This is a genomic window from Bradyrhizobium acaciae, from assembly GCF_020889785.1.
Taxonomy (GTDB): Bacteria; Pseudomonadota; Alphaproteobacteria; order Rhizobiales; family Xanthobacteraceae; genus Bradyrhizobium; species Bradyrhizobium acaciae.
In genome coordinates this window covers 47,481-70,277 of record NZ_JACMYK010000028.1, presented here as the reverse complement: position 1 = coordinate 70,277, position 22,797 = coordinate 47,481, and the positions used below count along the sequence as shown (strand labels likewise).

Genomic DNA, 22,797 nt, shown 5'->3' with positions numbered 1-22,797 from the left:
TCGGGCCTTAAGCCGACGCGGCGGCGGGCCGCGCCATGAGTGAATTGCGCGAGGATTTTGTCGGCACCCGGGAAGCCGCCGGCGCGGGCGCCGCCGCTGCGGCGGACTTTCTGCACCGACCATTCCAGCGCGCCTTCGACCGGCGTCGTCGTGGTGTCGATATCGTGGCCGTACAGGCAAAGCCCGGCTTCGAGCCGCAGGCTGTCACGTGCGCCGAGCCCGATCGGCAGCACGTCGGGATTGCCCAGCAGTGCCGTGACCAGGGCTTCCGCCTTGTCCGCGGGCACGGAAATCTCAAAGCCGTCCTCGCCGGTGTAGCCGGAGCGCGAGACGAAGCAGTCGATGTCGGCGACACGGCGTGGGCCGGCGTCCATGAATTTCATCGAACTGACATCTGGACAAAGTTTGGCCAGCGCCGATTCGGCCTTCGGTCCCTGCAGCGCGATCAGCGCGCGGTCGGCCAGCGACACGATTTCGCAAGTGTCCGAGAGATTTGCGCGGAGATGCGCCTCGTCCTCTTCCTTGCAGGCAGCGTTGACCACCAGGAATAAATGATCGCCGAAATTCGCGACCATCAGGTCGTCGAGCAGACCGCCGTCATTGTTGGTGAATTGCGCGTAGCGCTGGCGTCCCGGCGCGATGCCGGCGATGTCCTGCGGCACCAGTTTTTCCAGCGCCAGCGCCGCGTCAGCGACCTTGCCGGATTTGGCCTTCAGCACGAGCTGTCCCATGTGGGACACGTCGAACAGGCCGGCGTCCTTGCGGGTGTGCAGGTGCTCTTTCAGCACGCCGGCCGTGTATTGCACCGGCATGTCATAGCCGGCGAACGGCACCATCCTGGCGCTGCGCGCCAGATGCAGCGCGTGCAGCGGGGTCTGTTTCAGAGGGGAGTTTTCGTGCGCACGCATCACAGGGCCCTCGCGGTTCCCGCCGGGGACCTATTTCCCCTTGAGAAACCTGCAGAAAGCCCCATCTGTCGCTGTGCCTGAGAGTATTATCCCGTCGGCGGACGCATCGGGGAGAACCCCAGCGCCTCTTTCCAGATGTCAGACGTCACGCGGTCCTTTTGCCTGAGAGTTTCCGGGGCGGTTGCTCCTTCGGCGCCGGCCCAGGGCAGGGCCAGTCTCTCCCGACGTGACTACTTACAGGTAGGACCAAAACACGGCCCCGCCAAGGCTGTCAACGCACTCGGACGACTATCAACGGGCTTTGTGCTGTTGCGGCAAGCCCATGATCCGCCTGCACAGTTTCTGGACACCGCAGCTGGCAATGTCTAAAAGCGTTCGGCCGGAAAATGACGCCTTTTTGCGGCTGGCCGGCCCCTTTTTCCGATTGGATGAACATGAGCAGCGTCAACGACATCAGGTCGACATTTCTGAACTTCTTCAAGGAGAATGGCCACGAGATCGTGGCGTCGTCGCCGCTGGTCCCGCGCAACGACCCGACCCTGATGTTCACCAATGCCGGCATGGTGCAGTTCAAGAACGTCTTTACCGGCGTCGAGAAGCGCAGCTATCAGCGCGCCACGACGTCGCAGAAGTGCGTGCGCGCCGGCGGCAAGCATAACGACCTCGACAATGTCGGCTACACCGCGCGCCATCTCACCTTCTTCGAGATGCTCGGCAACTTCTCGTTCGGCGATTACTTCAAGGAGCGCGCGATCGAGCTCGCCTGGAATCTGATCACCAAGGATTTCGGGCTGAAGAAGGACAAGCTGCTCGTCACCGTCTACCACACCGACGACGAGGCGGCGGGCTACTGGAAGAAGATCGCGGGCTTCTCGGACGACCGCATCATCCGCATCCCGACCTCGGACAATTTCTGGGCGATGGGCGATACCGGCCCGTGCGGTCCGTGCTCCGAGATCTTCATCGATCGCGGCGAGCACATCTGGGGCGGACCTCCTGGCAGCCCGGAGGAGGACGGCGATCGCTTCCTCGAGTTCTGGAACCTGGTGTTCATGCAATACGAGCAGGTGACGAAGGAGGAGCGCGTGGCGCTGCCGCGTCCCTCGATCGACACCGGCATGGGTCTGGAGCGCATGGCCTGCATCCTGCAGGGCGTCGAGAGCGTGTTCGAGACTGATCTGTTCCGGCATCTGATCGATGCAGCCGGATCGGCGCTCGGCCACGGGCCGAACGCGCAGAACGTCGCGTCGTACCGGGTGATCGCCGACCACCTGCGCTCGTCGGCGTTCCTGATCGCCGACGGCGTGCTGCCGTCGAACGAGGGCCGCGGCTATGTGCTGCGCCGGATCATGCGCCGCGCGATGCGCCACGCGCAGTTGCTCGGCGCGAGCGAGCCCTTGATGCATCGGCTGGTCTGGGCGCTGGTCCGCGAGATGGGCCAGGCCTATCCGGACCTGGTGCGCGCGGAGAAGCTGATCGAGGAGACGCTGCAGCTCGAAGAGACCCGCTTCCGCAAGACTCTGGTGCGTGGCCTATCGATCCTCGACGAGAAGAGCGCCGGCCTCAAGAAGGGCGACATGTTCGACGGCGATACCGCATTCACGCTGTACGACACCTACGGTTTCCCGCTGGATCTGACGCAGGACGCGCTGAAGTCGCGCGGCATCAGCGTCGACCAGGCATCTTTCACCGACGCGATGAACCGTCAGCGCGAGAAGGCGCGCGCCTCCTGGGCCGGATCGGGCGAGGCAGCGACCGAGACCATCTGGTTTCCGCTGCGCGAGAAGCTCGGTGCAACCGAATTCCTCGGCTATGAGACCGAGAGCGCGGAAGGCGTGGTCACGGCATTGCTCAAGGATGGCGCCGAGGTCGAGGGCCTCAAGGCCGGCGAGAGCGGCGCGATCGTGCTGAACCAGACTCCCTTCTATGCGGAGTCCGGTGGCCAGGTCGGCGACATCGGCATCCTTACCGGCGAGGGCGTCAAGTTCCGCGTCACCGACATGCAGAAGAAGGCGGGCGATCTGTTCGTGCATGTCGGCACGGTGGAGCAAGGTACGCTGAATGTCGGCACCGCCTTGCAGCTCGAGGTCGACCACGCCAGGCGTTCGTCGATCCGCGCCAACCACTCGGCGACGCATCTGTTGCATGAGGCGCTGCGCCAGGTGCTCGGCGATCATATCGCGCAACGCGGCTCGCTGGTCGCGCCCGATCGGTTGCGCTTCGATTTCGTCCATCCGAAGCCGATCACGCCGGAAGAGCTCGCCCGGGTCGAGGACATCGCCAATGATGTCGTGCTCGAGAATGACGAAGTGACGACACGGGTGATGGGCGTCGACGATGCCCGCGAGGCCGGCGCGCGCGCGCTGTTCGGCGAAAAATACGGCGACGAGGTCCGTGTCGTCTCGATGGGGAAGAGCGCCCGCGAGCACGGCCAGAACGCACTCGGCTGGTCGGTCGAGCTCTGCGGTGGCACCCATGTTCGCCGCACCGGCGACATCGGCCTGATTTCGGTGACCAGCGAAAGCGCTGTGGCTTCCGGCGTCCGTCGCATCGAGGCGCTGACCGGACGTCACGCGCGCAAGCATGCCAACGACACCATGGCACTGGCGAAGACCGCGGCGGCCGAGCTGCGCACCACGATCGAGGACGTCCCGGCGCGCATCACAGCCCTGATGGAGGAGCGCAAGAAGCTCGAGCGCGACCTCTCGGATGCCAGGAAGAAGCTCGCGATGGGCGGCGGTGGAGCGTCGTCGAACGGCGCAGCCTCCGGCGTTCGCGAGGTCGGCAACGTCAAGCTGCTCGCGCGTGCGGTCGAGGGCGTCGAGACCAAGGACCTGAAGAGCCTGGTCGACGACGGCAAGAAGCAGATCGGCTCGGGCGTGGTCGCGATCGTCGGCGTCACCGAGGACGGCAAGGCCGGCATCGTGGTCGGCGTCACCGCCGACCTGACCTCGCGCTTCAACGCGGTCGAGCTGGTGCGCAAGGGCTCCGAGGTGCTCGGCGGCAAGGGTGGCGGTGGTCGACCCGACATGGCGCAGGCCGGCGGCCCCGACGGCGCCAAGGCGGACGCCGCGCTGTCGGCGATCGAGCAGGCCATGACTCAACAAGCATCGGCCGGCGCCTGACGGAGAGGCTGATCGTGGCGACGGCTCCGCTCAAGCCCACGGTCAGCGGTCCCGGACTGCGCGAGCGTCTCTACGAGCTGCTCGAACGCAATGATCTGCCGCATTCGGGCGGCTCGCGGTTTGCCGGGATCATCGTCGCCATCATCGCTGTCGACGTGCTGGCGGCGATCCTGGCCTCGGTGCCCGAGATCGACGCGCAGTTCGGCTGGCTGCTGACGGCGATCGAGATCGCGGCGGTGGCCGCCTTCGCACTGGAATATGCCGCGCGGCTCTGGAGCGTGGTAGGCCATTCGCTGCGCGACGTGACGCCGCTGCAGGCGCGGCTGGAATACGCCTTCTCGGCGCTCGGCGTGATCGACCTGCTTGCGTTCCTGCCGTCGGCCATCGCGCTTGCGATCGGTGACCAGACCGCGCTGGTGCTGTTCGGCATGCTGCCGTTCCTGAAGCTGGTGCGCTATTCGACCGCGATGCGCTCGCTGCTGGCGGCGCTGCATGCCGAGCGGCGCACGCTGTTCGGCTGCGTGGTGATCCTGACCGGCGCGGTGCTGCTGTTCGCCTCATTGCTCTATGCCATCGAGCACAAGGTGCAGCCGGACAAGTTCGGCACCATGCCGCAGGCGATGTGGTGGGCGATCGTGACGCTCGGTACCGTCGGTTACGGCGACGTCGTTCCGGTGACGCCGCTCGGGCGGATCGTCACGGTGGTCGCGATCGTGGTCGGCTTTGCGATGATCGCGCTGCCGGTCGCGATCATCTCGACCGCATTCGCCGACGAGGTCCGGCGCCGCGATTTCGTCGTGACCTGGGGCATGCTGGCGCGGGTGCCGCTGTTCTCGCATCTCAACGCGGCCGATATCGCCGACATCATGCGGTTGTTGCGCTCGCAGACCATCGAGGCGGGCGAGGTGCTGGTGCGGCGCGGCGATGCGGCATCGTCGATGTATTTCATCACGGCCGGCGAGGTCGAGATCGACCTGCCGAACCAGCGGGTGCGGTTGTCTGATGGCGCATTCTTCGGCGAGATCGCGCTGCTCCGGCGGACCAGCCGCTCCGGCACGGTGACGGCGATGCGGAAGACCAAGCTGCTGCTGCTCGACGCGCAGGACTTCCATGCCCTGATCGAGCGCATGCCGGCGCTCGCCACGCATGTCCGGGAGACGGCGGAGGCGCGGCTCGCCGACCCGCTCACGGCCGGTGGCGACCTGGCTGTCGCCGAAATCGCCCAGGCGCCGCACGAGACCGACGGCGGCATCCGCGATTAGCTTTGACGCGTTTTCTTCACGCGAACCGGTACCCACTTCGCTCGAAGACGCTTTGGCCTGGAGCGTGATGAGATTAGGTTGAGCCGGAGCGGCATCGAAGCTTCACCTCTCCCTTGGGAGAGGTCGATTTGCGCAGCAAATCGGGTGAGGGGTTACGGTCTATCTAGAGAGTGAGAGCCCTCACCCGGATTGCTTCGCAATCCGACCTCTTCCCCACAGGGAGAGGTGAACCGACACCGCGCCAAGCCGATCTAACCCAATCTCATCGCGCTCTAGTCGCGGCGCAGGAACACGTAATCCGCCGAGTACGCCGCGCTTTTCAGTGCGCCGATCTTGTCGCAGGAGCCGTTGAGCTCGCCGCCGGAGGTATTGATCCGCTGCACGGTGGCGACGCTGGAGAACAAGCCATTGCCGCGATGGGAGATCACCTCGAGCTTCAGCCAGGGAATATCTGCAGGGGTCGCGCCGGGCGCGGTGCCGGCGGCACGGGCAGTGACGGCGCTGCCGTCGACATGCTCCCAGTTCGGGCCGGCATAGTGGCGGCCGACGGTGCGGCCGTCGGCGATCAGGGTGGCGACCGGTTCGCGGAATGACCAGGCGAGCTTGCCGTCGGTGACCGGCTTGCACTCATAGACCTGCACGCCCTCGGCATGGACTGACAGGACCGGGATCTCGCCGGGCGCCGCGACGGCGTCGGGCAAGGGAGGCAAGGGATCGGCGGCGAGGGCCGCCGACCCGGTGAGCAGGAAGGATGCGATCGCAACGGCTCTGACAAGGGCCATGATGAACGCTCGCTATTGCAGTTCGGAAACGGCGGCCTCAGGCCGCCATCGCCTTTCCGAGATTCTCGGCAACCTTGTCGAGGAAGCCGGTGGTCGAGAGCCAGCGCTGATCGGCGCCGACCAAGAGCGCGAGGTCCTTGGTCATGTAGCCGTCCTCGACGGTTGCGACGCAGACCTTCTCCAGGGTGGTGGCGAACTTCGCCAGCTCCGGATTGTTGTCGAGCTTGGCGCGATGGGCGAGGCCACGGGTCCAGGCGAAGATCGACGCGATCGAGTTGGTCGAGGTCTCCTTGCCCTTCTGGTGCTCGCGGTAGTGACGGGTCACGGTACCGTGGGCGGCTTCGGCTTCAACGGTCTTGCCGTCCGGCGTCAGCAGCACCGAGGTCATCAGGCCGAGCGAGCCGTAGCCCTGGGCCACGGTGTCGGACTGCACGTCGCCGTCGTAGTTCTTACAGGCCCAGACATAGCCGCCGGACCACTTCAGCGCCGAGGCCACCATGTCGTCGATCAGGCGGTGCTCGTAGGTCAGGCCCTTGGCCTCGAATTCCTTCTTGAACTCGCGGTCGTAGATGTCCTGGAAGATGTCCTTGAAGCGGCCGTCATAGACCTTGAGGATGGTGTTCTTGGTCGAGAGATAGACCGGGTAGTTGCGCAGCAGGCCGTAGTTGAGCGAGGCGCGGGCGAAATCGATGATGGAGTCGTCGAGATTGTACATCTCCATCGCGACGCCGGCGCCGGGCGCCTTGAACACTTCGCGCTCGATCACGGTGCCGTCCTCGCCGACGAACTTCAGCGACAGCGTGCCCTTGCCGGGGAACTTGATGTCGGTGGCGCGGTACTGGTCGCCATAGGCGTGGCGGCCGATGATGATCGGCTTGGTCCAGCCGGGAACCAGGCGCGGCACGTTCTTGCATATGATCGGCTCGCGGAAGATCACGCCGCCGAGGATGTTGCGGATGGTGCCGTTCGGCGACTTCCACATCTGCTTGAGGCCGAATTCCTTCACCCGGGCCTCGTCGGGGGTGATGGTGGCGCATTTGACGCCGACGCCGACCTTCTTGATGGCTTCGGCGGCGTCGATGGTCACCTGGTCGTTGGTTTCATCGCGGTATTCCATGCCCAGATCGAAATAGAGCAGCTCGACATCCAGGAACGGGTTGATCAGCTTGTCCTTGATGTGCTGCCAGATGATCCGGGTCATCTCGTCGCCATCGAGCTCGACGACGGGGTTGGATACCTTGATTTTTGCCATGACGGGGAGGCCCTCTTGGGAACGGCGCGCTTTTGACGGCGGGGGTGGAAAATACGCCTGCGCTATAGCACCGCCCGGGGACGGGCGAAAGCGCACCGGTTATGCACTTTCAGCCCATCATTTCATCGAGAACCGCCATTCTGATGACGGCTCTCGGTCCTCTTTCTGTGACGGGTTTTCTTCACGCGAACCGGTGCCCGCTCCGGCTTGAAATCCCTCTAGAACGGGACCTGCGTCGCGGTCCCGGCCACGATGTACCAGGTCACGAACAGGCCCGCGATCAGGGCGCCGGGCAGGCTCGATCCGGTCCGCCGCCAGGTGAAGGTCGCGATCACGGCGACGATCGCGAGCAGCGGCACGAACTGGATCGCGACGATGGTCGAGAGCGGCACGAAGCCGGGGTCCGGCAGCGGGTTGACGAGCTTTCCGGTCAGCCACAGCGTGCCGTATTGCAGCACCAGCAACACGATGAAACCGAACGTGAGCGCCAGGATGTTGGTGAGGTAGAGCGTCCCTCGCGGAGCACCCATGGTCGAGAAATTCCGGTGCAGCACGTGCAGCGCCACGACGAAAAACGCCGTGAACGGAATCAGATAGATCAGAAAGATGAGGAACTGCTTCGCGCTCATCAACTTGAGTGCGACGATCCAGAACCTGAAGTCGATCTTGAATGCGAGGTCGGCGAGCCACAGCGCGGCGTAGCCCACCGCGACCGAGGCCACCGCGATCACGATGGATTGACCGACCAGCCCGGCCCGGGTGGCGCGCTTCGGGGCGAACGGCATCAGGGCCAGCGTGATCAGGACGTTGACGATGGCCCAGACCAGGATCTGGTTGGTGATGCCCTGCGGCAGGAATGCACTCGGGGCCACGAAGGTGCCGCCCAGCGCGAAGGCCGGATAATAGGTCAGCGCCGGGATGAAGGCGGACAGGATGAACGCCGAGGTCCAGCGCCGGCCCTTGGCCGCCTCATGCGGCGGCATGGTGCCGTCGGCCACCGCCGGCAGCCGCAGGCGGGAGAACATCGGCGCTTCCAGCAACCCGTCGAACGTCCCGATCACCAGCGCAATGAAACCGATGAGGGCGATGAGCGTGGCGATCTCCTTGCGGAACCAGATCTGGTCGTCGACCGGACGCGGCGTGCCGCCCTTCAACGTCTTGGCGAACCAGTCGAGGCTGTAGCCGATCGCCTCATGCGAGATGTGCTCGGCCGGATGGGTCATCGCCGGCGTGTACAGCACCCGCGCCGTGCCGGCGGCCGCATCGCCGTAGACCTTGCCCGGCTCGACCGCGCCTTGCGTGCCGAACAGCGCCCAGAGTTTCGGGCTCGTGGTGACGTCGCGGGCGAGGTCGACGCCCCACATCAACTCGGGGAATTCCTCGTATTGGGCGAACACCAGCGCGGTGTTGCGCGGCCAGCTCGTGGTGCCTTCGGCGGCGAACGGCTTGCCGGTCGACGAGCCCTCCAGCACCATCGACTTGTAGTCATTGGGCATGGCTGCTGCGGCGGCCAGCACGGTCCAGCCGCCCATTGAATGGCCCTCGAGCCCGATGTTGTCCTTGTCGACGAATGGCAGGCCGCGGAGATAGGCGAGGCCGTCAGGTCCGCCGAAGCCGTTGGCGAAGGAGGGCGGGTCGCTGTAGCCGTGGCCGGTCTGGTCGAGCGCCAGCACCACATAGCCGCGGCGGGCGAACTCGATGGCGAAGCCGTCCTGGGTCTCGCGCGAATTGATGTAGCCGTGGACGGCGAGGATGCCGGGCGCCGGGATCTGCGGCGTGGCATTCGGCGGGATGTAGAGCAGGGCGCTCATGGTGTTGCCCTTGGCCCCCTTGAACCTGACATCCTCGATCCGGATGCCGCCTTCGGTCTGCGTGAGGTGGGCGAGCAGGCCCCCCGCCACGATCAAGATCAGGCCCACAATCGCCAGCGTCCATCTGCCCCGCATCGTCGTCCCCCCAAATGCTTCGTCCCAAGCGCCCCGCCGTTCAACCGGCGTCTCAAGCGTGCCTTTACAGCTTCGCTTTGGTTGTGGTTGATAGCCTATCCGAAAGCGAAGCGCGCGCAAGCGGCAGCCTTGGTTCTGCGCGATCGGGATTCCGATTGAGGATTCGCAATCGCCTCTAACCCTGTTATCTCCTTGGAGAAATTCGCCCTGCACGAAACCGGTGCAAAGCTGGTTGCGAGCTCCAGGATGAGATTTTGAATCAGCCGCTTCGGAAGCTGATTCAAAACCTTCAGATGTTGAATCAGAAAGTGAAGTGAGATGTCCGGCACCGACAAGACCAAGGCAGGCCACGACCTTGCCGGTCCCGTCGTCATCCTGGTCGAGCCGCAGCTTGGCGAGAACATCGGCATGGCCGCACGCGCGATGGGCAACTTCGCGCTGACCCGGATGCGCATCGTCAACCCACGCGACGGCTGGCCGAACATCGCTGCCGAGCGTGCCGCCGCCGGCGCCGACCACATCATCGGTTCGGTCGAGCTGTTCGACACCGTCGAGCAGGCGATCGCCGATCTCACGCTGGTGTTTGCAACCACCGCCCGCGCCCACGACCAGGCCAAGCCGGTGGTGGGGCCGGAAGGCGCAGCGGGCGAGATCGTCCGCCATGTCGCATCCGGCGGCGGGGCCGGCATCCTGTTCGGGCGGGAGCGCTCCGGCCTGACCAACGACGAGGTCGCGCTCGCCAACCGCATCATCACGTTCCCGGTCAACCCGGGCTTCGCTTCGCTCAATCTGGCGCAGGCAGTGCTCTTGATGGGCTACGAATGGTTCAAGCTTTCGACCGCGGGCGCGCTGCCGTTCGCAATGCCCGAACGGTCCGAGCCGGCCTCCCAGCACCAGATGCAGGCCTTCTTCGACAACCTCGTCGCCGAGCTCGACAAGGTCGAGTTCCTGCGGCCGGCCGAGAAGCGCGACACCATGCTGGTCAACCTGCGCAACATCTTCACCCGGATGGACCCGACCAAGCAGGACATGCACACGCTGCACGGCGTGGTGATGGCGATCGCCGAGGGCCGCAAGGGTCCCGCCAAGGGCGGCGTGCTCGACGGTGCCCAGGCCACGCGGCTGCGGGCGCTGCTCGCCGAGCAGGGAGGGGGCGGCGCGGTCGCCGACAATTCCAGCACGGTGCGAGGGCTCGCCCGGCTGCTCCGCCGCAACCCGACCGACGCCGAGCGGATCCTGTGGCAGGCGCTGACCCGGGACCGCCGTTTCGCCGGCCAGTTCAAGCGCCAGACCCCGGTCGGCCGCCACATTCCGGACTTCGTCTCCTTCGTGCACCGGACCGCAATCGAGCTGGTCAATCCCGGCGAGAGCGAGGCTATCGCCGCCGACCGCGCCAAGCGCCGCGCCTGGCTCGAGGCGCGCGACTACCGGGTGGTCGACATGCAGGTTGCCGATGTCGAGCGCGACCTCGACGGCGAGCTGGCGCGGCTGGAGGCGGGGCTTCAGCAGGAGCGGTGAGTTTTTCGTAGCGTCTTGGTCCGCGGGGCAAGACGGCGATTGAGGACGCGACTGTTTCCATGCGTCGTCCTGGCGAAAGCCAGGACCTATAACCACCCCATTGGATTGTGAATGGGATCGCGGCCCCAGCGTCGTGCAACAACCGGCATTCGGGGTAATGGGTCCTGGCTTTCGCCAGGACGACGCCGAATGTGTTGCAAGGCTTCTGATCATGCACCGGCATTCTCGCGACACGATCTGTCCGAGCTTTGCTTTTCAACTCGGTGATCGGCGCGTGAGGGAAGCCAACTTTAACCTTGAGTCGGCCTCCGTCGGCCGATCTAATGCCGTTGGACCGCGTGGTGCCGCGGTGGTTGGACCTGAAAGCGATTGACCGCTCGTCTCGCTGCGAGTTGCGGGGGCAATAGCGTCCATGACCATTCGAAAGAAATTCTTTCTGCTTGCCGGTATCCTGTTAGCGTTGTTTGGGGCCGTCGTCGGCGCGCTGGCATACACTCAAAAGCTCGATCGCGATCAGCTCGCGAACATCTACCAATATGAGCTGCCGTTATCCAATCTGATCGCTGAACTCGACGTCGATACCGACAGATATGAGCTTCGAATCCTGCGCGTGCTGCGCTCGGACTTCACTCCCGACGAACATAAGACCGCCGCAGCGGAGATAAAGGCGCTGGCGGACGAAATGCGGAGCACCGTGACAACGAGCGACGCCTTGGTAGCGAAAGCCATTCGGGACACGAGCTACGAAGCCAATGATCGCATCGAGCTGGCGCGGATCGGCGGAGTCCTCAAATATCTCGAGCGAAGCCTGGAAGAATTCATTACGGTCGGGGAGACGACGCTGGCTGCGGCCCAGGCAGGCAGGCGCGATGAAGCTCGGCAGACTTCTCTCGGGTTCGCCCGGTTCGCCCAGGCTTTTGGTCCCGACCTCTCGCAAATCCGTCACGATCTAAGCAATCTGACGAGTCGATCGACGAACACAGTGCTTGGGCGACAGCGGCTCAACGCTTATCTGAGCTTCGCGTTGTTCGTCGCGGCTTGCGCTCTCGGCCTTGGCATCAGCGCAGTCGGGTCGACGCGCGTCGTTGCCGGCTTGCGACAACTCGTTGCGAGTACCAGGGCTGTTGAGGTTGGGGGCGATGTCCAACCGGTCTCGATCCGTACCCGAGACGAGGTCGGCGAATTGGCACAAGCCTTCAATCGCATGCTCGAGGAGCTGCGCGAACGCGACCGGCTGAAGGATACGTTCGGGAAATTCCTCGACCCCAGGCTTGTCAGCCGGTTGATCGCCAGCGGGGCCGATCAGGCCGAGCGACGTAACCTCTCGATCTTCTTCTCGGACATCAAGCATTTTACAGGCATCAGTGAGCAGCTCACGGCCGGAACCATCGTTAATCTTCTCAATGAGTATTTCGGTACGATCGCAAATGTCATTCACGCCAACCGCGGGATCATCGACAAATATATCGGGGATGCCGTGATGGCGTTCTGGGTCGCCCCATTCTCGGGAGGAGACGATCATGCCCGCGATGCGTGCTGCGCCGCCCTTGCACAGCAGCAAGCCGTTTCGGTCCTCCGGTCGCGATTGCCTGAAATAACCGGCATGCGGCGGAATGCGCCCGAACTCGTGATCCGGATGGGTATCGCCACGGGTGATGCCGTCGTCGGGACGATCGGATCAGAGGCGGCGCGCTCTTATACGGTCATCGGCGACAGCGTCAATCTGGCGTCGCGGCTGGAGGGGCTCAACAAGGTGTACGGCACCCTGATCCTGATCAGCGAGGAAACCTATCGGCTTGCCCAAGCCGACATTGAGGCGCGAGAGCTCGACTTCATCACGGTGGCCGGCAAGACAGAGCCGGTCCGCATCTACGAGCTCATGGCGCCAGCCGGACAGCTCGAGCCCGCTCAGAGCGAATTGCGCGAAAAGTTTGCAGCTGTCCTCGTCGCCTATCGCAAGCAGGATTGGGACGGCGCGCTGGCTGCGATCGAAGAGTGCTTGCAGATCGCGCCCGACGACGGACCGGCGCAAGCCTTCTTGCAACGGATCGGTCTGTTGCGCTCCGACCCGCCGGGACCCGCCTGGGACGGGATTTGGCACCATCTGAAAAAGTAGCGGGGATGTCGGCTTGCGCGTTCGGCAGAAATTCCTTTGCGCGACAGTCCTGATCCCTGACTTCGATTTCCTTCGCCTGAGGGTTCTTCAGAAGATCAGGCGGCGCTGTAGCCGCCGTCGATCACCTGCGATGCGCCCGTCATGAAGGACGCCTTGTCCGAGCACATCCAAACCACGGCCTCCGCGATTTCCTCGGGCACGCCCAGGCGACGGACCGGCACCTTGGCGATGATTTCGTCGTAACGTTCGTCCATCGTCTCCCTGGTCATCGGCGTCTTGATGTATCCGGGATTGACGCAATTCACGCGGATGCCGTCCTGGGCGTATTCGATCGCGGCCGACTTGGTCAGCCCGACGACACCGTGCTTGGTCGCCACGTAGTGGCCCGACGTGGCGAGACCGACCAGCCCGGCGATCGAGGCGGTGTTGACGATCGCGCCGCCGCCACCCTGCTTCAGCATCTGCGCGATTTCGTATTTCAGGCACAGGAACACGCCCATCAGATTCACCGAGAACATCTTCGCCACGGTGGGCTGCGTGAGCTCATGGATGCGCTGGCCGGGCGGGCCGACGGATCGTCCGGCCACGCCGGCATTGTTGAACGCGCAATCGATGCGCCCAAACGCCGATACCGTGCGCGCTACCATGTTGGCGACCTCAGCCTCGTCGGTGACGTCGCCTCGGATCGCGATCGATTGGCCGCCCGCGGCGTTGATGAGGGCGACCGTCTCATCGATGCCGTCCTTTGACAGGTCGGACACCGCGACGCGCGCGCCTTCGCGCGCCATGGCAATCGCCGTTGCCCGACCGATGCCGGAGCCGCCACCCGTCACCAATGCAGCCTTGCCGTCCAGAATGCCTGCCATGAAAACTCCTTTCGCGCTTCCTCTCGATCGCGATCACGCCTTCGAGATGCCGCCGTCGATCACTGGCCCCAGGATTTCGTAGCGTTCGCCGTTGAAACGGACCAGCTGCAACTGCTCCAGCGGGTAGTGGTCGGTCGGCGAGGTGTTGACCTTGATGCCTGACAGCAAGAGGTCGGATTCGAAATCCTTCAGGTTAGCCGCCTGCTTGATGATGCTTTCGGACGAGACATCGTCGCCGCACTGCTTGAGCACCTGAACCATCACCTGGCTGACGACATAGGCGATCGCGGCGTAGATGTCGTTCTTGGCGGCCGCCGGATCGTATTTGTCGAGGAAGGCGCGCCATTTCACGACCGCGGGATCGCCGTCCCAGGCGGCATCGACGGGGTCCTTCATGTAGGCGCTCGAGATGACGCCCTTGGAGATGTCGAAGCCCGCAGCCTTCAGGGTCGAGCCCGCGGACGACGCGTTGTTGCCGATATAGTGCGTCGGTTGCCAGTTCAGCTCGGCGATCTTCTTGATGCCTTGCGCTGCGAATTTCGGCGTGGTCATGCTCATGAACACGGTGGCGCCGGCGGATTTGCATCGCACCACCTGGCTGTCGATGGTCGGATCCGAGGTCTCATAGGACAGCTCGGCTACGATCGAGGATGTCTTGGCGCCGAGCCCGTCCTTGAAACCCTTCAACACGTCACGGCCGAAGTCGTCGTTCTGGTAGATGATGCCGATCTTCGCGTCCGGCTGCGTCGCCAGCACGTGTTGCGCGAAGGTGCGCCCCTCGATCTGGTAGCAGGGCATGAAGCCCATCGTGTACGGGAAATTCTTGTAGTCGCCGAACTTGGTGGCACCCGAGGCGATGAAGAGGTGCGGGACCTTCTTCTGGTTCATGTATTTCATGATCGCGGCATTGGTGGGCGCACCGAGCGGCGAGAACAGGACATCGACCTCGTCGCCTTCGACCAGCTTGCGCGCCTGCTCCACGGTCTTGGCCGGGCTGTAGGCGTCGTCATAGGTGATGTACTTGATCATGCGGCCGTTGATGCCGCCTTGCTCGTTGATCATCTTGAAATAGCCGCCGGGCGTGCGGCCGATCGACGAATAGACCGCAGCCGGTCCCGAATAGGCGTCGATGTTGCCGATGACGATCTCGGTCTTGCCTTTGGCGATCGCGGGCCTGCCGAGCAGCAGCGCGGCTGACGTGGCAGCAGTACCCTTGATGAGATCACGGCGGGTCGGCCGGGGTGAACGGTTGCTTGTCATTGCGTCCTCCGCTTCTTCTTGTTGGCCGTTTTGGCATTGTTGGCCGTTTGGCAGCCTCTGACGGGCATCTCGGCGTCAAGCATTCCATGATGCTTGATCCGGATCAAACCAGTTTAAGTGTGCGGCACGGCGGAACTTGTGTGCAGGCGCTACCTTCAGGAATATTGGCGCGGTGTCAGGGTGCGGAGCGCGGCGGATCGAGTGATCCACCCCGCCGAATGCAGAGGCCGATCAGGCCGGCAGGGCCCGGCTCGCCGCGCGACCGTGCGGGCCGAGCTCGCGCACCGGGAAGACGCGGTCGTAGGCGATGTTGAACACGAACGCGTAGACCAGATAGAACGCCACGATGGAGATATCCATCATCAGCGCGGCCCACAGCGAGACGCCGAGATACCAGGCGACGAACGGGATCAGCAGCACGATCAGGCCGGCCTCGAACAGCATCGCGTGTGCGACGCGGACCGGCATGGTCTTGGCGACACGGCCGGTGAAGCGGACCAGCGCATGGTCGAAGCCGAGGTTGAACAGCAAGTTCCAGATCGTCGCCACCGTCGCCGAGACGACGCCGATGACGCCCATGTGCGCGACCGGCTGATTGAATAGCCAGGCGGCCGCCGGCGTGAAGATGGCGATACCGATCAGTTCGAACAGGACTGCGTGCCTGACCCGGTCGGAGAAGGAACGCATAGACATTTTGAAACCCTTTCTTGTCGTTGTGACCGGATTTCTATCTGATATTGTGGGATTACAAAGTTATGTAATATCTGGAAAAGAGATAGATGACCGTTTCCATGGACCAGCTCGAATCCTTCGTGGCGGCGGCCGAGCAGGGCTCGTTTTCCGGTGCGGCACGGCTTCTGAAGAAGGCGCAGTCGGCGGTCAGCACGCATGTCGCCAACCTGGAAACCGACCTCGGCGTTACGCTGTTCGACCGGGCCGGTCGCAACCCGGTGCTGACCGAAGCGGGCGCGCGGCTGTTGCCGGAAGCAAAGCTGATCCTCGACCGCCGCGAGCACCTGATCGGTGTCGCCAGCAGTTTCGAGGCGCATGTCGAGAAGCGCCTGGTGGTGGCGATCGACGAGCTGTATCCGGAGAGCGCGGTGGGCGAGCTGTTTGCGGAATTCGCGGAGCGATTTCCCCATGTCGAGCTGGAGCTGCTGTTTCCGATCATGGAGGATGTCAGTCGTCTCGTGCTCGACGGCAAGGCCGATGTCGGCGTGATGTGGCGGCAGGAGCAGCTGCCGCCCGAGCTCGGCTTCAAGACCATCGGCTGGGTGCCGTTGCAGCTCGTATGCGGCAAGAACCACCCTCTGGCGCATGGGCGGGTCGATTGGGAGGAGCTGAAGCGGCATCGCCAGATCATGGTCACGGTGCGCAACGAAGGCACCGAGCGGCACAGGCTTCGGGTCGCAGCCGAGGTGTGGTGGGTCGAGAGCCATTGGGTGATCCTGCAGATCCTCAAGCAGGGCGTCGGCTGGGCGCTGATCCCGGCCCACATCATGGCGAGTTCGCAGGTCGCCGAGGACCTGGCCATTCCCGAACTGGAGTTCGACGAGGGCGCGCATCCCGTCGCGCTCGAAGTGGTCTGGCACAAGCAGCGGCCGGTGGGACCGGCGGCAAAGTGGCTGCGTCGTCGTTTCGCCACGCGACCGCCGATGCTTCGCATGTGACGGGACAGGCGCGTCGCTCATGGCATGGTGAGCTGACATCGCGGCCGCGATGTGTTGCCATGCCTGCCGCACTGACCTGACGAGGTGGAGACGATGGCGAAGCAATTGGAAGGCAAGGTCGCGGCCGTGACCGGGGCGGCGTCAGGCATCGGACTTGCGAGCAGCGAGGCGATGCTCGCGGCAGGCGCGCGCGTGGTGATGGTCGATCGCGATGCGGCCGCGCTCGAGGCACTCGCCGACAAGCACGGCAATGCGGTGATCCCGCTGGTGCTCGACCTGCTCGACCCGCAGGCCTGCGCGACGCTGCTGCCGCAGGTGCTCGAGAAGGCCGGCCAGCTCGATATCCTGCACGCCAATGCCGGCATCTATGTCGGCGGCGACCTCGTCGATGCCGAGACAAGCGCGATCGACCGGATGCTGAACCTCAACGTCAACGTCGTGATGAAGAACGTCCACGACGTGCTGCCGCACATGATCGCGCGGGCGACCGGCGACATCATCGTCACCAGCTCGCTCGCCGCACATTTCCCGACGCCGTGGGAGCCGGTCTATGCCTCGTCGAAATGGGCGATCAACTGCTTCGTGCAGACGGTTCGGCGCCAGGTCTTCAAGTACGGCATCCGCGTCGGTTCGGTTTCGCCCGGGCCCGTGATCAGCGCGCTGCTGGCGGATTGGCCGCCCGAGAAGCTTGCGGAGGCGAAGGCGGCAGGAAGCCTGCTGGAAGCGAGTGAAGTCGCCGAAGTCGTGATCTTCATGCTGACCCGGCCGCGCGGCATGACCATCCGCGATGTCGTGATGCTGCCGACGAATTTCGATCTGTAGGCAACATCGCGCCAATACCGTCGCCGGCCCGCCGTTGTGGCGCAGGCAACGAAAGGTTGTGCTGCGGGCAGGGGCTTTGCTACTAGTTTCCCGGTGGGCGTGGGGGACAAAGTGACAGAGCCGGTTAAACCTGGATTCGCCGCCAAGGCGATGATGATCGCACTTGCCGTATTGCTGTCGCCGATTCCAGCGGTCCGTGCCCAGCTTTCGCTGGCGGCCAAGTGCAACGGGACTGCAAATATCAGCCCGGATGATCGCATCGCGGGTTGCACGGCCGTGATCGAGGCGACACCGGGCAATCTGCAGGGTGCGACCTTTGCCTATTTTCGGCGGGCCATGTTCTTGCTTGAAAAGGGCGAGGTGGACCGGGCAATCGCAGACTACGCTCACGTCATCGAGCACGATCCGAACAATCAGATCGCCTTCGTGCGCAGGGCATGGGCGTATCAGCGGAAGGGCGATGTCGATATGGCGCTTGCCGACTTCGGCAGAGCCGTAGAACTCAATCCAAATGATGCCTACGCATATCTGGGACGGGCCGCCGCCTATATCATGAAGAGAGACGCCGACCGCGCGATCGCCGACTATGGGCATGTGCTTCTCATCCATCCGGACAATGTCGCCGCATATCTCGGCCGCGGGCAGGCCTACGACCTGAAGGGCGAACCGGCGCGCGCCATTGCCGACTGCAATCGCGCGATTGAGATCAGCCCGGAACGCGGCTCCGGCGCGGGCCTCCTCTGCCGTGGCTGCGTGCACATCTCCAACGGCGACTTTGCGCTCGGGTTGGCCGACCTCAACCAGGCTATTCAGTTCAATTCAAAGGATCCCAGACCATACCTGGCGCGCGCTGCCGTCTACATGACGAGGAGGGATGTCGATGGCGCGATCGCCGACTACAGCCAAGTCATTGCACTTCATCCGGACAATGTCGACGCGTATGTCGGTCGCGGGCGGGCCTACGAAGTCAAGGACGAAGTGGACCGTGCCATTGCCGACTGCGATCGGGCGATCGCGATCGGCGGGCAACGCGGGGCGGCGGCTGGGCTCCTCTGTCGTGGCCACGCGCGCATCGCCAAGGGCGATTTGGAGCTGGCCTCGGCAGATTTTGATCAGGCGATCCGGCTTAGTCCGAAAGCTCCCGGACCTTATGAAGGGCGTGCCGCCGTCTTTCTCGCTCGTGACGACCTCGAACGCGCGCTATCCGATATCAAGCGGGGGATCCGGCTGGCTCCGAATGCACCTGGTCTCTACCGTGTCGCCGCAGTCGCTCACTTCCAGGGCGGCCTCTTGTCGGAGGCACGCGACGATCTGGTCCGCGCAAGCGAGCTCGACCGGAAAAACTCCTACACGCAGCTCTGGCTCGACCTCGTGCGTCTGAAGACCGGCCAACCGAGCGAGCTTGACGAGGCCTCGAAGCGGCTTGACATGTCGCAATGGCCGGCGCCGATCGTGCGGTTGTTCCTCGGCACCGCAACGTTGGAGGCTGTCGTGAAGGCTGCCGACGATGCCGATCCGGTCAAGACAAGAGGGCAGCTCTGCGAAGCCCACTTCTATGGCGGTGAGTTGGCACTGGCGAAGGGGGCGACGGACGAGGCCGTTCGGCTGCTGCGCCTCGCCGCGGACGGATGCCCGAAGACCTACGTCGAATGGGCGCCGATCAATGCCGAGCTGCGCAAGCTCGACACAAGACACTGACGGCGTTTGCCGATCGCTGGGCGGCGCTGCCGCTCGCCTGAGGCGGCGCCGCGATCGAGCGCCGGCGTCGGGTCCTTCTTCGTCAGCCGGCGCAGCGCCGCCACATTGGTGGCGACGGAGGCCATGCGGCACTGGGCCTTGCCTTCGGACTTGGCTTCATAGAGCGCGGCATCGGCAACCGCCAGCAGTTCCTCGGCCTCGGTGCCATGTTCGGGCGACACCGCGACACCGACGCTGACGCCGACCTTTGCGAAGATGCCGTCGGCGAGCCGGTAAGGCATCGTGACGGCCTGGATGATGCGATGGCCGACCGCGAGCGCCTGCTCGGCGGTGACGCCGTTCGCCAGCACCACGAATTCATCGCCGCCGAGCCGCGCGATCACGGCGGTCTCCGGCAAAGCGCGCCGCAGCCGCTCGGCCGCCAGCATCAGCACCTGGTCGCCGGCCGCATGCCCATAGGTGTCGTTGACCGGCTTGAAATTGTCGAGGTCGAAGAACAGCAGCGCAAACGGTCCGCCGTTTCCACGAGTGGCCGCCAGCTTCGCGTTCAGCGCAGCGACGAAGCCGGCGCGATTGCGCAGGCCGGTCAGGGTGTCGTGATGGGCAAGATGGCCGTTCTCGCGCTCGGCGCGCATGGTGGCAATCAGCATTTTGTTGAGGCGGAAGGCCGCGACCGTCATCGCCGTGAGATACAGCGGTACCTGCATGACGACGATCACGAGCAGCGGTTCGCCGGCAAGGGCCGCTCCCGGTACGATCGGGCCAAGGCTGAGCAGGATCATGGTTCCGGCGAGGCGTGGCGCGCTGAAATTGCGGAAGCAGATGCCGCCGACCATTGCGGCCGCCGACAACGAAGCCAGCAGCGCAACCACCCAGTCGCCGCTTGCGAGACTGATCAGAATGCCGAAGCCGACGCTGGCGCTCCAGGCGACCGCAAGCACGAGGTGCAGATCGGTCGGGGTCGGCCGCTGCTCGCGCGCCGCGCGATGCGCAACCACGAGCACCGTCAGTCGCGAGAGGCAGATGACGAGTTCGAGGACGACCCAGGTGATGAACGGCGCGGTCGGCTCGCGGATCGCAATCACGGCCGCGACTGCGACCGTATTGACCGCGCCGGCCGCGAACACCGGCAGCGAGCCGTAGAGATCCCCGATCAGCGCCGCGCGGATGTCGTCCGGCACGCCCGGTCCGGCGTCGGCGAGCCAGCGCGTCACGCCCCAGCGCGGCTGGCTGTATCGTCCTTTTTCGGACTGCATTGTTCTTGCCCTGTACTTTCACGTGGCAACTGACCCGGCCGGACCTAACAGGCGTTTAATGCCGGGGCGGATCGCGCGGCGTGATTGACGGCAGGTAAACCCGGCGGGCGATCGCGCAGCAGAAATACTGCCGCCGGAGGCTGCGCCGCGGTCGCCGGTCGCGACGATCGGTTCGGCCGGGGGTAATTTTCGCGCCACGGCGGGATTAATCGGCGCTTGGAAGGGTTCAAGAAGGTCGCACAACAACATTCTTCAGGGAGGCTTCCTCATGCGTCGTGTCAGTCTGGCTTTCATCGCATCCGCAACCATGCTCGCCGCCGCGCCCGCGCTTGCGCAGGCGCCGCTGATCGAGAAGAACGTCTCGATGGCGATGTCGCTCGCGATCATGCAGGCGGCGCTCGATCAGTGCACCAGGGATGGTTACAAGGTGTCGGTCGTGATCGTCGACAAGGGCGGCAATGTCGCGGCCTCGGTGCGTGGCGACGGCACCGGTCCGCACACGATGGAATTCGCGCGGATGAAGGCCTACACCGCGCGCACCCGCAGCCAGACCTCGCTTGCCACGATGAAGCAGATGGAAGATCCGGCCAACGCCTTCCTGAAGCAGATCCCCAATGTCGTCGGCGTCGGCGGCGGCGTGCCGATCAAGGCGGGCACCGAGGTGATCGGAGGTGTCGGCGTCTCCGGCGCGCCCGGCGGCGAGAAGGATGAGGTCTGCGCCAATGCCGGCCTTGCCAAGGTGGCGGACGCGCTGAAATAGCGCGGCCACCGCGGCCTCAGTGGAAAACATGTGGTGAGAGCAGGGGGCGCCGCCGGTTTGCGGCGTCCTCGGCATTACACGGCGAGAAGCTGTTGCTCCGCCGCGCGGCCGGCGGGCTTCGCCTTCTTGATCTTGGGCGGCGCGAACAGATTGCCCGCGGCAAGGCCTGCGGTATCGGCAACGGTCGGATCACACGACACCATGGCGGCGACGATGGCGCCGTCGATCAACAGCGCCAGCTGATGCGCGAGCACGGTGGGCTCGGCCGCGCCCATCTCGGCGGCGAGCTTCTCGATATGCGCCAGCACCACCTTCTTGTGCTTCAGTGCGATGTTGCGGAATTGCTTGGCATCCTTGTCGTGCTCGGCGACCGCGTTGATGAAGGGACAGCCGTAAAAGCGTTCCTCGGCGAACCATGTCTTCAGGGCAGGGAAGATCCGCGAAAGCTTGGTCTGCGGATCGCCGCCGCCGGCCTCGATCGCGCCGATGAACCATTCGCGCCACTGCTTGCCTTCGCTCTCCAGCACCGCATGCACCAGATTGGTCTTCGAGCCGAACAATTTGTAGAGCGTGGTCTTGGCGGTTCCGGCCTCGTCGATGATCGCATCGATGCCGGTGGCGTTGATGCCGTTCTTGCAGAACAGATGCGTCGCCGCATTGAGCAGGCGCCCGCGCGCCGATTCGTCGTCGCCGGCGGCGAACGCCGCGGCAGGTTTTTTCTTCGAAAGCGATTTGGCCACCATGCGCGGCAGTAAATCGGAGCGCGGCAAAATCATCAAGCTGCATCTTCAAGCCCGCATCCATGCGCTGAAAATAATCGCCGCCGCGCGGCATTTGCCGGGCGATTGAGCAGACCGGCGCTGATCAATCCGCAGGCAGCCTCGCTTAAGCGCCTGCGCGATTTCACCTTTTGATTTGCGGGAGGATTGGCACGCTTCGTGCAGGAAACAGACCGTTCGGTATCCTGACCATTTCCATCGCTCCCAGGGAGAAAACTGATGACCGCTGTCGCTCAAAAAACCGCTCTGACCGGCTGCCTCGCGCCGATCGACAAAGGCGGGCTCGAGCAGCTCATTGCCAACGGCAAGGCCAATCCGAAAGTGATCAAGACCTTGAAGTGCAGGACGGTGGCCGAGGGCAAGTTCCGCCACGCCAACTACATCCGCAACCTCGCGCCCTATATCGTCGACGAACCGCCGGGCCTGCTCGGCGATGACACCGCGCCCAATCCCTCCGAAGCCTCGCTCGCCGCGCTCGGCTCCTGCCTCGCGGTCGGCCTGCACGCCAACGCCGTGCATCGCGGCTGGATCGTCAACAAGCTCGAGCTGGAGCTCGAAGGTGACCTCAACATAACAGCGGTGTGGGGCACCGGCGACGTGAGCGAGAAGCCGGTCGGCTTCACCGACGTCCGCGTCAAGGTCGACATGGAATGCGAGGGCGTCTCGCGGGGCGAGATCGACGCGCTGGTGGCGCATGTGAAGAAGTGGTCGCCGGTCGCCAACACCTTCACCCGCCCCGTCAATCTCGAGGTCAGCGCGTAAGGCGCCAATCGGCAA

At 64.4% G+C, this 22,797-nt stretch carries 18 protein-coding genes and 1 riboswitch; of the genes, 9 read left to right on the top strand and 9 right to left on the bottom strand.

Features of this window, described 5'->3' with window-relative positions; all coding sequences use genetic code 11:
• Positions 1-908 (bottom strand): glycine cleavage system aminomethyltransferase GcvT (gene gcvT, locus H8A92_RS14530; RefSeq protein ID WP_229196449.1); only part of this gene is annotated, 908 nt, incomplete at its 3' end.
• Positions 909-1,049: 141 nt separating this feature from the next.
• Positions 1,050-1,142: riboswitch (glycine riboswitch) on the bottom strand.
• Positions 1,143-1,342: 200 nt separating this feature from the next.
• Here gcvT and alaS point away from each other — a divergent pair.
• The gene (gene alaS / locus H8A92_RS14525; RefSeq protein ID WP_229196448.1) at positions 1,343-4,033 is read left to right on the top strand and encodes an alanine--tRNA ligase; all 2,691 of its coding nucleotides are present in this window, start codon (positions 1,343-1,345) and stop codon (positions 4,031-4,033) included.
• 11 nt (positions 4,034-4,044) lie between these two features.
• On the top strand, positions 4,045-5,295 hold the full coding sequence (locus tag H8A92_RS14520) for a cyclic nucleotide-gated ion channel (protein ID WP_229196451.1): 1,251 nt from the start codon (positions 4,045-4,047) through the stop codon (positions 5,293-5,295).
• A gap of 272 nt (positions 5,296-5,567) precedes the next feature.
• On the opposite strand, the gene H8A92_RS14515 is transcribed toward H8A92_RS14520, so the two are convergent.
• From H8A92_RS14515 to H8A92_RS14505, 3 genes are all read right to left on the bottom strand, one after another.
• Positions 5,568-6,077 carry a DUF3455 domain-containing protein gene (locus tag H8A92_RS14515; RefSeq protein ID WP_229196447.1) on the bottom strand — a complete coding sequence of 170 codons (510 nt, stop codon included), beginning with the start codon at positions 6,075-6,077 and terminating at the stop codon, positions 5,568-5,570.
• 37 nt (positions 6,078-6,114) lie between these two features.
• A complete protein-coding gene (locus tag H8A92_RS14510; RefSeq protein WP_229196446.1) occupies positions 6,115-7,329 on the bottom strand; it encodes an NADP-dependent isocitrate dehydrogenase in 1,215 nt (404 codons plus the stop codon).
• Positions 7,330-7,547: 218 nt separating this feature from the next.
• Complete coding sequence (locus tag H8A92_RS14505; protein WP_229196445.1) at positions 7,548-9,275, bottom strand: alpha/beta hydrolase family protein; 1,728 nt, start codon at positions 9,273-9,275, stop codon at positions 7,548-7,550.
• 318 nt (positions 9,276-9,593) lie between these two features.
• Here H8A92_RS14505 and H8A92_RS14500 point away from each other — a divergent pair, with 318 nt between their 5' ends.
• Positions 9,594-10,793 carry a TrmJ/YjtD family RNA methyltransferase gene (locus H8A92_RS14500; RefSeq protein WP_229196444.1) on the top strand — a complete coding sequence of 400 codons (1,200 nt, stop codon included), beginning with the start codon at positions 9,594-9,596 and terminating at the stop codon, positions 10,791-10,793.
• Between the two features lie 412 nt (positions 10,794-11,205).
• Entirely contained in the window at positions 11,206-12,909 is a 1,704-nt protein-coding gene (locus H8A92_RS14495; protein WP_229196443.1) for an adenylate/guanylate cyclase domain-containing protein, read from the top strand.
• A gap of 95 nt (positions 12,910-13,004) precedes the next feature.
• On the opposite strand, the gene H8A92_RS14490 is transcribed toward H8A92_RS14495, so the two are convergent.
• The 3 genes from H8A92_RS14490 to H8A92_RS14480 all read right to left on the bottom strand — a co-directional run bounded on the left by H8A92_RS14490 (position 13,005) and on the right by H8A92_RS14480 (position 15,728).
• Positions 13,005-13,775, bottom strand: a complete 771-nt coding sequence (locus tag H8A92_RS14490) for an SDR family NAD(P)-dependent oxidoreductase (protein WP_229196442.1) — start codon at positions 13,773-13,775, stop codon at positions 13,005-13,007.
• A gap of 33 nt (positions 13,776-13,808) precedes the next feature.
• A complete protein-coding gene (locus H8A92_RS14485; RefSeq protein ID WP_229196441.1) occupies positions 13,809-15,035 on the bottom strand; it encodes an ABC transporter substrate-binding protein in 1,227 nt (408 codons plus the stop codon).
• A gap of 231 nt (positions 15,036-15,266) precedes the next feature.
• Positions 15,267-15,728: a PACE efflux transporter gene (locus H8A92_RS14480; protein WP_229196440.1), complete on the bottom strand. Its 462-nt coding sequence runs from the start codon at positions 15,726-15,728 to the stop codon at positions 15,267-15,269.
• 86 nt (positions 15,729-15,814) lie between these two features.
• Between H8A92_RS14480 and H8A92_RS14475 the strand changes: the two genes are divergently transcribed.
• The 3 genes from H8A92_RS14475 to H8A92_RS14465 all read left to right on the top strand — a co-directional run bounded on the left by H8A92_RS14475 (position 15,815) and on the right by H8A92_RS14465 (position 19,225).
• Entirely contained in the window at positions 15,815-16,705 is an 891-nt protein-coding gene (locus H8A92_RS14475; protein WP_229196439.1) for a LysR family transcriptional regulator, read from the top strand.
• A 93-nt stretch (positions 16,706-16,798) separates the two neighbouring features.
• Positions 16,799-17,527, top strand: a complete 729-nt coding sequence (locus H8A92_RS14470) for an SDR family oxidoreductase (protein WP_229196438.1) — start codon at positions 16,799-16,801, stop codon at positions 17,525-17,527.
• Between the two features lie 111 nt (positions 17,528-17,638).
• On the top strand, positions 17,639-19,225 hold the full coding sequence (locus tag H8A92_RS14465) for a tetratricopeptide repeat protein (protein WP_229196437.1): 1,587 nt from the start codon (positions 17,639-17,641) through the stop codon (positions 19,223-19,225).
• On the opposite strand, the gene H8A92_RS14460 is transcribed toward H8A92_RS14465, so the two are convergent.
• Entirely contained in the window at positions 19,168-20,481 is a 1,314-nt protein-coding gene (locus H8A92_RS14460) for a GGDEF domain-containing protein (RefSeq protein WP_229196436.1), read from the bottom strand. The two genes, H8A92_RS14465 and H8A92_RS14460, sit on opposite strands and share 58 nt — an antisense overlap.
• Before the next feature lie 268 nt (positions 20,482-20,749).
• On the opposite strand from H8A92_RS14460, the gene H8A92_RS14455 reads away from it, so the two are divergent.
• A complete protein-coding gene (locus H8A92_RS14455; protein ID WP_229196435.1) occupies positions 20,750-21,241 on the top strand; it encodes a GlcG/HbpS family heme-binding protein in 492 nt (163 codons plus the stop codon).
• Positions 21,242-21,315: 74 nt separating this feature from the next.
• Here H8A92_RS14455 and H8A92_RS14450 read toward each other — a convergent pair whose 3' ends face one another.
• Positions 21,316-21,984: a TetR/AcrR family transcriptional regulator gene (locus H8A92_RS14450; protein ID WP_229196434.1), complete on the bottom strand. Its 669-nt coding sequence runs from the start codon at positions 21,982-21,984 to the stop codon at positions 21,316-21,318.
• Between the two features lie 255 nt (positions 21,985-22,239).
• Here H8A92_RS14450 and H8A92_RS14445 point away from each other — a divergent pair, with 255 nt between their 5' ends.
• Entirely contained in the window at positions 22,240-22,782 is a 543-nt protein-coding gene (locus H8A92_RS14445; protein ID WP_229181473.1) for an OsmC family protein, read from the top strand.
• The last annotated feature ends 15 nt before the right edge of the window (positions 22,783-22,797 follow it).